At 42.0% G+C, this 12,314-nt stretch carries 9 protein-coding genes; 2 read left to right on the forward strand and 7 right to left on the reverse strand.

The genetic code is table 11. From position 1 onward, the window contains the following. Positions 1-151: 151 nt before the first annotated feature. The 5 genes from cpdA to BKL49_RS02185 all read right to left on the reverse strand — a co-directional run bounded on the left by cpdA (position 152) and on the right by BKL49_RS02185 (position 6,551). On the reverse strand, positions 152-976 hold the full coding sequence (gene cpdA, locus BKL49_RS02165; RefSeq protein WP_077422997.1) for a 3',5'-cyclic-AMP phosphodiesterase: 825 nt from the start codon (positions 974-976) through the stop codon (positions 152-154). Positions 977-985: 9 nt separating this feature from the next. Then, positions 986-1,618: an ADP-ribose diphosphatase gene (gene nudF / locus BKL49_RS02170; RefSeq protein WP_077422998.1), complete on the reverse strand. Its 633-nt coding sequence runs from the start codon at positions 1,616-1,618 to the stop codon at positions 986-988. A 143-nt stretch (positions 1,619-1,761) separates the two neighbouring features. After that, the gene (gene hrpA, locus BKL49_RS02175) at positions 1,762-5,712 is read right to left on the reverse strand and encodes an ATP-dependent RNA helicase HrpA (protein ID WP_077423016.1); all 3,951 of its coding nucleotides are present in this window, start codon (positions 5,710-5,712) and stop codon (positions 1,762-1,764) included. After that, positions 5,709-6,098, reverse strand: a complete 390-nt coding sequence (locus BKL49_RS02180) for a DUF423 domain-containing protein (RefSeq protein WP_077422999.1) — start codon at positions 6,096-6,098, stop codon at positions 5,709-5,711. Before BKL49_RS02180 ends, hrpA begins: the two co-directional genes overlap by 4 nt. After that, positions 6,099-6,551 carry a DUF441 domain-containing protein gene (locus BKL49_RS02185; RefSeq protein ID WP_077423000.1) on the reverse strand — a complete coding sequence of 151 codons (453 nt, stop codon included), beginning with the start codon at positions 6,549-6,551 and terminating at the stop codon, positions 6,099-6,101. It lies immediately after the preceding gene. 162 nt (positions 6,552-6,713) lie between these two features. On the opposite strand from BKL49_RS02185, the gene BKL49_RS02190 reads away from it, so the two are divergent. Further along, complete coding sequence (locus tag BKL49_RS02190; RefSeq protein ID WP_077423001.1) at positions 6,714-8,636, forward strand: monovalent cation:proton antiporter-2 (CPA2) family protein; 1,923 nt, start codon at positions 6,714-6,716, stop codon at positions 8,634-8,636. 91 nt (positions 8,637-8,727) lie between these two features. On the opposite strand, the gene recN is transcribed toward BKL49_RS02190, so the two are convergent. Together recN and BKL49_RS02200 are read right to left on the reverse strand one after the other, a co-directional pair. Beyond that, positions 8,728-10,404 (reverse strand): DNA repair protein RecN, encoded by a 1,677-nt coding sequence (recN, locus tag BKL49_RS02195; RefSeq protein WP_077423002.1) that lies wholly within the window; start codon positions 10,402-10,404, stop codon positions 8,728-8,730. A 78-nt stretch (positions 10,405-10,482) separates the two neighbouring features. After that, the gene (locus BKL49_RS02200; protein WP_077423003.1) at positions 10,483-11,373 is read right to left on the reverse strand and encodes an NAD(+) kinase; all 891 of its coding nucleotides are present in this window, start codon (positions 11,371-11,373) and stop codon (positions 10,483-10,485) included. Positions 11,374-11,524: 151 nt separating this feature from the next. On the opposite strand from BKL49_RS02200, the gene grpE reads away from it, so the two are divergent. Continuing rightward, positions 11,525-12,106: a nucleotide exchange factor GrpE gene (grpE, locus tag BKL49_RS02205; RefSeq protein WP_077423004.1), complete on the forward strand. Its 582-nt coding sequence runs from the start codon at positions 11,525-11,527 to the stop codon at positions 12,104-12,106. The last annotated feature ends 208 nt before the right edge of the window (positions 12,107-12,314 follow it).

Below are 12,314 nucleotides of genomic sequence, written 5' to 3' on the forward strand. Positions count from 1 at the left end.
GTCGGCTATTGTACAGATTTGTCACTATGCTTACCAGTCAAAATTTATTTTTTAGCGCCATAAAAAATACGGTCAAATTTGACCGCACTTTCGTTTAATTTTGGGATAATCTCGTAAAAATTCACCGTAACGACAACATAAATGCCTGTAATCAATACCCTTCTTCCTGCATATTAGGTAAAAACCTTGTTTGCTGAATTCGTTTGACTTTTGTCACGATAGAACCGTCAGAATATAAATCAATTTCACGCCATCCCGGTTGCACCGTATCCAATGCAAAATGATTGCTGTCTGCCTTAAATTGAATACAGGTTGAAGGGGTTGCCATCACTTGATACCCCTTCCATTGCCCATCTACTTGCTGATGAATATGCCCATATAAAATGGCTTTTACATTTTTAAAAGGCGCAAGCACATCAAGTAAATCGTGAGAATTGCGTAAATTATGCTGATCAAGCCAAGCGGAATTGGTCGGCAATAAATGATGATGAAACACAATCAAGGTATAACGTTCGGGATATTCTGCCAAGGTTAATTTTAACAATTCAAGCTGATATTGGCTCAGTTCGCCGTGTGGCACGCCATAAACCTGACTATCCAATAATAACGCCTGCCAATGGTCGCCCAATAAAATATGTTTTGCATTTTCCATTGGTGATTGATTCAAATTTTCTACCATTTTAGGTTGAAAATCGTGGTTGCCCGGAATCCAAAATACCGGTTTACCAAAAGGTTTTATCATTTCAACAAAACGTTGATACCCTTCATCACTGCCATCTTGCACCAAATCACCGGTCGCAAAAATGACATCAAACTCCCGCTTTTCTTGTTGAATTTCCGCTAAAACCTGTGCAAAACCTGCTTGCGTGTTTACACCCAATAATTCTGTTTTTTCATCTTTAAACAAATGTGAATCTGTGATCTGTAATAACTTAACAACAGAATTTGCCGACCGATGAACAAACGTGTTTTTCATAGAAGCCTCCTACCCCCGTTGCCAACGGTGTTGTAGCTGCGCATAATTTAATTGAAGCCATTGCAATCCCATCACCGCAATGCTATTGTCAATTTTTCCTTCACACATCCATTGATAAGCCTGTTCACGTTTTACAACCCATACGCGAATATCTTCATTTTCAGTCGCCAAGCCGTGAATTCCTTTCGCTTGCGAGCTGTCCACTTCCCCGACAAATAAATGAATCCGTTCCACCACGCCACCGGGGCTATCCCATACACTCAAACAATGGGTTAAATTCTTCACTACTACACCGGCTTCTTCTTCACTTTCACGTAACGCCACCTCTTCCGGTTGCTCGCCTTTTTCAACCATACCGGCAATGAGTTCCAATAACCAAGGGGAGCGATTTGGTACGGGATGATAGGCTGTTCCAATGCGAATTTGTTCAACCAACACCACCGAATCCTCTTTGGGATCATAAGCAATCACTGCGGAAGCTGCGCCTTTGATAAGCAATTCTCGCGTAACCACACCGCCTTCGCCACCGGCAAAAAGTTTGTGTTTAAATTGAATTTTTTTAAGTGTAAAAAAACCGTCATACACGGTTTCTTCATTCAGGATTTTAATATCCTCTAAACCAAACTGTTGAACTTCCAACATTTTTTTCTCCAAATATTTTGCGAAAAAATATACGCTCAAAAGACTATAAAAAAAATAGAAGGTTTATATTTTTTGTTGAAAGTTTGAAGTAGCTCACAAAAAATATAAAACCATGATTATTTATTCTACAATATTGATATTTGTTAGCATTGCACGATCAAATTTAAAATTCGCTTATCGGAAATTGGATATTTCGTGCCTAGCTGTTGGGCAAATAAACTCACCCGTAACTCCTCAATCATATATCTGATTTCTGCCACTTCATTAGAAATGGGTTTTGATTTTGGGAGTTTGTTGAGCAGTTGTTGGTAGGCTTGTTGTACTTGCTCTACTCGTAGCATTGCTACACGATCTCGATTAACATCCTGCAATAATTTATCGATACGTTTATCAATGGCTTGTAAATAACGCAATAAATCCGGCAGGCGATCATAACCGCTTTTTTGCACAAAACCTTGATATACCAAGCCTCCAAGCTGAACTTTAATATCCGAAAGGGCGAATGCCATTGTGAAATCCATTTTGCCTTTTAGGCGTTGATTCAAGGTGTGGGTGAACGTCAAAATTTGCTCCACTTTTTGTGCAATATCTACGGTAACTTCATTGAGATTTTCCCGCACAAAATCACGCAATTTATCAAAATCGGGTTCGTTCCACACAAAACCGCCAAAATCATTGATAAGTTTATCTACGGCACAGGCAATACAGTCATCAATCAACTCCAGCACCCGTCCAAAAGGCGTAAAATATAGCCCCAGTTTGGATTTATTCGGTAATTTTTCGTGCAAATATTTAATGGGAGACGGCACATTCAGTAGCAACAATCGGCGCAAGCCTTGTTGCATTGCCACCGCCTGTTCAAATTCCGTTTCAAATAATTTCACCCCCACTGCCTCTTTTTCATCCACAATGGCGGGGAAGGCTTTTACGCTAAAGCCCTGTTTTTTCTGCTCGTAAAATTGTGGTAAATCGGCAAAATTCCAAATATGCACGCCACTTTGTTCAATGCCGTCATCCGCCACGGCAGAAATGCTTTCTTGCACCCGATCTTTCAACTCGAATTTCAAGGAATCCAGATCCATTGATTCGGCAATTTTTTTACCCTTTTCATCCACCACTCGGAATGTCATTTTTAGATGACTTGGAATTTGCGTCCATTGCCAATGTTCCGCCTCCACCGTTACGCCCGTCATTCGCCGTAACTCATTAATCAGTGTCTCCAATAATGGTTTTTCTAAAGGAACGGCACGTGCCAAAAAGGCTTGTGCATAATTCGGCGCAGGAACAAAATTACGGCGGTAGGTTTTCGGCAAAGATTTAATTAAGGCAATCACCAATTCTTCCCGCAAGCCGGGAATTTGCCAATCAAAGCCGGTCATTTCTACTTGATTGAGCAGGGGCAGCGGAATATGAACGGTAACACCATCGGCATCTGTCCCCGGTTCAAATTGATAGGTCAGTTTGAGCTTTAAATTTCCTTGATGCCAGAAATTAGGAAAATCCAGTTTGCTCACCTGCTCGGCATCCTCATTAATCAAAAAAGAACGCTCAAAATTGAGTAACTCAGGATCTTGTTTTGAGGCTTTTTTCCACCAAGCATCAAAATGCTTTTGCGACACCACTTCCGTGCCAATACGTTGATCATAAAAATCAAACAAAGCCCGTTCGTCCACCAAAATATCGCGGCGGCGGCTTTTATGCTCCAGCTCTTCCACCTCCTGAATGAGTCGCTGATTCTGTTTGAAAAAGGAATGTTTGGTGTGCCAATCCCCTTCCACCAATGCAGATTGAATAAAGATTTCACGGCTCACCATAGGGTCGATTGCCCCATAGTTCACCGGTCGTGCAGCGACAATCGGCACACCATATAAACTCACTTTTTCATTGGCGATCACTGCCCCACGGGATTTTGACCAGCGTGGTTCGGAATAGGATTTTTTGGTCAAATGTTCTGCAAGGGGTTCAATCCATTCAGGGTCAATATCGGCAACCATACGCCCCCAAAGTTTGGAGGTTTCCACCAATTCAGCCGCCATCACCCATTTCGGTTGTTTTTTGAAAAGAACGGAATTAGGGAAAATCGCAAAATGCGCATTACGTGCGCCGAGATATTGCTGTTTTTCCGCCTCTTTTAAGCCGATATGGGAAAGCAAACCACTTAAAAGTGCAGTGTGAATTTGCGGATATTCCGCTTTTTCCGAATTAATCGGCAATCCCATTTCACGCACGGCAAGACGAATTTGCTGATAAATATCCTGCCATTCCCGAATTCGGAGATAATTTAGGAAATCTTTTTGACATTGGCGGCGGAACTGATTTTTACTCAGTGATTTTTGTTGTTCTTGAACATAGTGCCAAAGATTTAAAAACGCCAAAAAATCCGATTTTTTATCGGCAAAACGGCGGTGTTTTTCATCTGCCGCTTGTTGTTTTTCTGTTGGGCGTTCGCGCGGATCTTGAATAGATAATGCGGAAACAATCACCATCACTTCATAAACACAGCCCAAATTGACCGCACTTAGTAGCATTTTCGCTAATCGTGGATCAACGGGAAGTTGAGCGAGTTGGCGACCAAGGTTTGTCAGTACCCGCTTTTCTTGATAGTTTGGGGCGTTATTTTCCCCGTCCATAGAGCGGGATTTTTTAATATTCTTCCATTCAAACGCCCCCAGTTCTTCCAACAACTTTACGCCATCTTGAATGTGGCGTTTATCGGGTGCGTCCACAAAAGGAAAAGCCTCAATATCGTCCAAGCCCAACGCCGTCATTTGCAAAATAACGGAGGCTAAATTGGTGCGCAAAATTTCCGGCTCGGTAAATTCAGGGCGGGAATGAAAATCTTCTTCCGAATACAGGCGAATACAAATCCCCTCGCTGACCCGTCCGCAACGCCCTTTACGTTGATTGGCGGAAGCCTGCGAAATCGGTTCTATCGGTAAACGCTGTACTTTGGTGCGATAACTATAACGGGAAATACGTGCCGTTCCCGGATCAATCACATATTTTATCCCCGGTACGGTGAGTGAAGTTTCCGCGACATTTGTCGCCAGTACAATTCGATTCAATCCGCTCGGGTGAAAAATTTTATTTTGTTCTTGCGCAGAAAGGCGGGCAAAGAGCGGTAGAATTTCCGTGTGTTTTAAATTTTGTTTTTTCAACGCTTCGGCGGTATCGCGAATTTCCCGTTCGCCATTCATAAAGATCAAAATATCGCCTCGCCCTTCCGCCTGTAGTTCATCCACCGCATTTAAAATACCTTGCAGTTGATCTTGATCCGCTTCCTCGCTAATCGGGCGATAACGCACTTCCACCGGATAAGTTCTACCGGAAACTTCAATAATCGGGGCATTATCAAAATGTTTGGAAAAACGTTCCACATCAATGGTTGCAGAGGTAATGATTAATTTCAGATCAGGGTGGCGTGGCAATAGTTGCTTTAGATAGCCTAAAATAAAATCATTATTCAGGCTGCGTTCGTGGGCTTCATCAATAATCAGACAGGAATATTGGTTAAGAAAACGATCCGTTTGAATTTCAGCCAGTAAAATCCCATCCGTCATCAATTTGATTTGAGTATTGTCACTCATCTGATCGTTAAAACGTACTTTATAGCCCACCAAGTCGCCCAATTCCGTTTGTAATTCTTCGGCAATACGTGTGGCGACAGAACGTGCGGCGATTCGGCGTGGTTGAGTATGCCCAATCATACCAAGGTTGCCCAACCCCAATTCCAAGCACATTTTTGGCAACTGGGTGGTTTTACCCGATCCGGTTTCCCCTGCCACCACAATCACTTGATGTTCGGCTAATAATGTTTGAATTTCCGCTTTGCGTTGGCTAACAGGGAGTGTTTCCGGAAAAACAATGGGATTTTTGACCGCACTTTGACGTTGTGCCACACGCCATTGAGCTTGTTGAATTTGTTGTGCAATCTCTGCCGCCACAGCTTGTTGTGCTTCTTGATGTCTAATTTTACCAATGCCGTAAATTCGGGCGGATAAACGGCGTTTATCCGTGAACATTACATTATTTAATTGAGCAAGGAGAGATTGTTGTAAAGGATTTAACTGTTGTTTTACTGTTCTTTTTTTCATACCGATTTGCATTTTATACTACCGTAAGCCAAACATAGCCATCCGATTAAAAATAACACACCACCTACAGGCGTTACCCACACCATCCATTTTCCTGCACCGAGTGCCAAGGCATATAAACTGCCACTAAACAAAAATACGCCAAGCGACCACGCTGAGGCAGCCAAATTAAAGGTTTTGTTGAAAACAAATGGTTGCCGACCTATTTGCACAAGCCCGATACTCAGAATGGCAAGGGTGTGAAACATTTGATATTTGAGTGCGGTATCAATCCACATTAAGGCTTTGTTGTCTAAAATTTTACTTAATCCGTGTGCGGCAAAAGCCCCCATCGCAACGCAAAAAAAGCCACTTATTGAGGCAATCAATAACCATTTATTTTTCACTTAAATTCGCCCCATTAATAATGCCAAAATCCCTGCGGCGATCAGTGGGCCGACAGGAATGCCACCAAGAAACGATACGCCAATAATCGTGCCGATTAACAAACCGGTTACCAATACCGGCTGTTCCCCCATTAAAGGCACACCTTTTCCGGCAAGCCAAGCGACAAAAATCCCCACCGCAATAGAAAGTGCCATTTTCCAACTTAATAAACCGGCTAAATCGGGTAATTGAATTTTGCCGGAAACCAAGGGGCTTAATACGCCAATGGTTAAAATAATAATGCCCACCTTTAAACCATATTTTTCAAGTAAGGGAATATGTTCGGATAAAAATGTTTGCTGCATAATCAATAACACGGCGGCGGAAATCGTGATCGCACTATTATGGCTCACCACGCCAAGTATGATTAACACCACTAATAACAAGGCGATCATATTAAATTGTAATGACATAAAACTCCGAGAAGAAAATAAAAAGTGCGGTCATAAAAATGACCGTTTTGTGAAAGATAAATTTTGCGAAATTATAGCAATTTCTTAATTTGCTGTGTTTTTTTATTTAATGAAAAAAGCTAGAATTGGGCATTCATTCCTCGCCCTCAAATAGGTTATTCAATGTCAAATGTCGTCAGTCCCGAATTAATCAAAACCGTTGTTCTACTTGCCACCAGTGTTACCATTGTGCCACTGTTTAAACGTATTGGCTTAGGCAGTGTATTAGGCTATTTAGTGGCAGGTTGCTTAATTGGCCCTTCTGTATTTGGCGTTATTCAAGATCCGGCTTCCGTAGTGCATATGGCGGAACTGGGTGTGGTGATGTTTTTATTTATCATTGGGCTTGAAATGCATCCCGAACGCCTTTGGGCGATGCGTAAAGCCATTTTCGGGCGAGGCTTATTACAAGTGGGCTTATGCGGCACACTCCTGACCCTTGCCGGCATTTATCTCCTCAATTTACCCAAAGAAGTCGCTTTTATTGCCGGAATGGGGTTCACCCTTTCCTCCACCGCAATCGTAATGCAAGTGTTGGAAGAACGGGGGATCACCGCTACACCAAAGGGACAACGTGTTATTTCCACCTTGATTTTTGAAGATCTCGCTATTGTGCCACTGCTTGCCTCTATCGCCTTTTTAACCCCTGAAAGCAAGCACGTTGAACATCAAACCAACTGGACTTCCATTGGTATCGCACTTTCTGCGGTGATCGGATTAATTGTGACAGGGAAATGGCTAATGAACCCCATTTTCCGCCTTATTTCAAAAGCACATATTCGTGAAATGATGACGGCTGCAGCACTTCTTGTCGTACTGGGCGCGGCTTTAGCAATGGAAGCAGGCGGACTTTCTATGGCAATGGGGGCTTTCGTAGCAGGTGTAATGTTGTCAGAATCGGCTTTCCGCCACCAATTAGAAGCAGATATTGAACCTTTCCGTGGTTTATTGCTGGGGCTATTTTTTATGGGCGTGGGAATGTCCCTAGATTTGTCCCTTGTCTTCCAACATTGGTTACTGCTCCTTGGCATTGTATTACTTTATATTTTGGGAAAAGCACTGGCGGTTTACCTTGTGGCACGTCTCACCCGCTTGAATCAGCGTGAATCTATCGGGCGAATGACCATTATGGCTCACGGGGGAGAATTTGCGTTCGTGCTTTTCTCTGCTGCTACCACTGCCGGTGTACTAAGCGTGAATCAAAATGCCACCTTTACTGCCGCCGTGATTATTTCAATGTTATTTTCCCCATTGATTACCCTACTTTCACGCCGACTGTCCCAACGTTATGCCGATAAAAATAAAGTCGAACCCGACACCAGTGATCTCGATCCAATCGAAAACTTGGAAGATTCTGTGGTGGTATTGGGCTTTGGACGCTTCAGTCAAATTGTGTGTCAAACCTTATTGGTACGCGGTATTAATGTCTCGGTGATTGACCGTGATATTGAAAACATCCGTGCAGCCGCAAAATTTGGCTTTAAAGTTTATTATGGGGATGGCGTGCGTTTAGACGTATTACACGCCGCCGGCATTGATAAAGCAAAATGTATCGTTATTGGTATCAGTGATACAAACCGTATTGAAGGCATTGTAGAGCAACTCAAACACGCCTATCCACATTTGCCGATTTTGACCCGAACTTACGATCGCCGAACCACCGTGAATCTTATCAAACAAGATGTGGATTTTATTGTACGGGAAACCTTTGAATCCGCACTCACCTTGGCTCACGCCACTCTTATGCAATTAGGCGTGAATAAAATGGAAGCCGATGAGGTGATTACAGAAGTTCGTCATCTCGACCAAGAACGGTTAAATGAAGAAGTATTACACGGCTTTTCAATGGATATTGTCCGCCGCTACTGGACACCAAAACCCTTTATTGAACCTCATATTGATGCCGAAGCACTAAATGACGAAGCAGCGGAAATTTTAGCTAATGATGAAGAACAAAAAATCAAAAAATTAACACAACAAGAACAAGATCTGCAGCCTTCTGAAGAAAAAAATAAAATGGAAGAAGAAGGAAAAGGAGTTGCATAGTAATGCCCAAATAACGTGATCGGTATGGACGCCACGCTGGCGTCCATACCAAAAAACAAACAATTTCAATGTGTTAATAGTAAACAAAAACTTAAATCACCGATTCCAACATTTCTTTTGCATTTGCCAATGCAAGCTCTGTCATTTGCGTTCCCCCTAATAAACGCGCCAGCGCAGGGATACGTTCTTCTTGAGAAAGTGCGGTCATTTTGGTTTCTGTTTTATCATTTACGGTGAATTTTTCCACATTAAATTGGTGATGTCCGCAACAAGCCACCAGTGGTAGATGAGTAACACAAAGCACTTGGCATTTGTTACCTAATTCACGCAATAATTTCCCCACTACACTTGCGGTTGAACCACTAATCCCCACATCTACTTCATCAAAAATCAAAGTTGGAATTGCCCATTGATCCGAAGTCAACACTTGAATCGCAAGAGAAATTCGGGAAAGCTCACCACCGGATGCCACTTTTGCCAAAGGTTGGGGTTGTTGACCTAAATTACTGCGTAACGTAAATACAATTTGATCCGCCCCATTTGAGGTCACTTTTTCATTATCGGTTTTCAATTCTACGTAAAATTCCGCATTTTCCATTGCAAGTTGTTTAATCAATTGGGTAACTTGTTGCGCCAATGAATTTGCTGATTTTTGACGACTTGCAGTTAATTCGGCAGCCGTAGCCTGCATTTGGGCAAATGCGGCTTTTTCTTGGGCGATTAAGACTTCTTCACTTTCTGAAAAATCTAAAAGTGCGGCCAATTCTGCCTTTAATTTTTTATGCCATTCCACTAATTCTTCAGGCTTCACATTATGTTTTTTGGCAAGTTGCAACGCCTGTCCCATACGTTGCTCAATTTCTTGTAATAACGCCGGATCTTGTTCAATATTTGAAGATAAATGCTGTATTTCATTTGTCGCCTCTTGCACTTGAATTAATGCTTCATTCAGTAAATTCTGCACATCGGCATAGCGGGGATCTAATTCAGCCAATTCTTCAATATATTGAGTTGCACGGTACAACATTGTATCAATATTCACCGTTTCATTTTCACTCAAAATTTGCAAAGCAGATTGGGAAAGTAAAGTGAGTTGCTCACTATTCGACAATCGGCGTTGATCTTCTTCCAATTCCAAATATTCATTTGGGCGAAGATTAAATTCATCCAATTCTTGCACTTGATATTGAAGTAACTGTTTTTTCGCCTCATTTTCCGCCACTTTTTGTTGAAAAGTTTTGACTTGCGTTTGTAGATTTTTCCACGTGCGATAGTCTTCCCGCATTTGATTAAGCAGCCGAGAATGTTGTGCAAAGCTGTCCACCACTTGCAGTTGATAGTCGTTTTTCAGTAAAAGTTGGGAGGCGTGTTGTCCGTTAATGTGAATAAGATATTGTCCGACTTCTTTTAACTGTGAGGCGGAAACAGGTGTACTATTGATGAATGCCTTGGAACGTCCATCCGCGTTAATAACACGGCGTAAAATACATTCGGAGGGGTTATCAGAATCTTGCAATTCTTGTTCTTGTAGCCATTGATAAGCAGGGTTATGCGGTTCAAGGGAAAAAGCCGCACAGATTTCTGCACGTTCTTGCCCCTCTCTTACCATTGCACTTTCAACGCGCTGCCCTAAACATAAGCCCAGAGCATCAATGGCAATGGATTTACCGGCACCGGTTTCACCGGTAACCACCGACATTCCTTTCGCTAATTCAATTTCAAGCTGGCGAACAATGGCAAAATTATTAATAGTTAATTGAGTAAGCATAACAATATCCTCTATCACTGTATATTTGTCATATTAATACTGATTTAATATACAGTAAAGATTTTTTTATTATTTCGCCTAAAAATTTTTCAACCAACCTAATTTGGTACTTAATACATTGTAATAATTGTAACTTTTAAGATGAAGTAAGCGTAATTTATGGCTACTTTTTTCAATATGTACAATATCGTCAGGTGTGAAATCCAGTGCAATTTGGCTATCGCACCCCACTTCCAGTTGGGAGGTATTATGTTCGGCAAAACGAATGGAGATCTTACTGTCGCCGTCAATGACCAAGGGACGTGATGTTAAGGTATGAGGAAACATTGGCACAAGCGCAATGGCATTTAAGTTCGGTGTCAATATTGGACCGCCGGCAGAAAGGGAATAGGCGGTCGAACCTGTCGGCGTAGAGACAATCAACCCATCAGAACGCTGCGAAAAAGCAAATTTATCATTGATATAAACGTGAAAATCGATCATATGAGCAATTTTTGCCGGGTGAATAACCGCCTCATTCACGGCATAGCCTGAAGCAATCATTTCGCCTTCCCGCTCAATTTTGGCTTCCAATAAAAAACGTTCTTCCACAAAAAACTCACCACGATCAAGGCAAGCCTCTAGTTGTGCATAGGCGTTTTTCGGGTCAATATCGGTTAAAAAGCCCAGATTTCCACGGTTAATACCAATTAAGGCGACGTCATATTTGGCTAAAATTCGCGCACGCCCTAACATATTGCCGTCACCACCAATCACCACCGCCAGTTGTGCCTGCTGACCGATTTCCTCTAATGTAGCAAGGCTTTCTTTAGGCAGCGCCAGTTTTTCCGCCACGTCTTTTTCCACCAACACGCGATAGCCACGCTCCTGCAGCCATTGCGCCAAGTTCTTATGCATTTGCAAATTAATGTCGTTGCGGGGCTTCCCCACTAATCCAATCGTTTTAAAAGAACGCAATAAATGTTCCATAGTTAACTCTAAAATCGTGCGAAAATTCTCTCATTTTTGACCGCACTTGAATTTAACATTTGCACCATTATATTACATAGGCTTGTCAAAAGTATGAATTTTGTTGGAAGCTTGCTAAAATAGCGAAAATTTTGATTTACGGAGAACCTCTATGTCTGAACAAGAACAAAAATTTGAAAACACCGATGAACTTGAGTTGGAAACCCAACAAGCACAAGAAACAGAGCAAACGGAAGATCCTTTAGAGGAGGCCATCGCTCGAGTGCAAGAACTAGAAGAACAACTCAAAGCACAAATGGAAGAAACGGCGAAAAAAGAACAAGATTTATTGCTCCGTACCCGTGCTGAAATAGACAATATTCGCCGCCGTACCGAACAAGATGTAGAAAAAGCCCACAAATTTGCTTTAGAAAAATTCTCAAAAGACATTTTAAATACCATTGATAATTTAGAACGCGCCCTTGCCACACCGGCAAATACCGAAGATGAAAGTGTCAAAGCCCTGTTTGACGGTGTAGAACTCACCCTAAAAGAGTTACTTTCTACCGTTGGTCGCTTTGGTGTAGAGGCCGTGGGTGTCGTTGGTGAAGTCTTCAATCCGGATTTGCATCAAGCTATCTCAATGCAACCGGCAGAAGGCTTTGATGCGAATCAAATCACTACCGTATTACAAAAAGGCTATACCTTAAACGGTCGTGTTATTCGTCCCGCAATGGTAATGGTTGCGGCATAATCTTAGAAGTTAAGTAAAAAGGTAAAAAGAGCGGTCGATTTTTCGACCGTTTTTTATTTCCCATCCAAAGTTTGATCAAGATCACAAAAATCATTTTTTATTTGAGATTAATTCTCAATAAGAAACTTCATTCCAACCAATAAAATCAATATTTAAGGCAATTTCCCTAGCCCTCTTGCTATCAAAAACACTACATATTGTGTGTTGA

It is taken from the genome of Rodentibacter myodis (assembly GCF_001999305.1).
Classification (GTDB): domain Bacteria; phylum Pseudomonadota; class Gammaproteobacteria; order Enterobacterales; family Pasteurellaceae; genus Rodentibacter; species Rodentibacter myodis.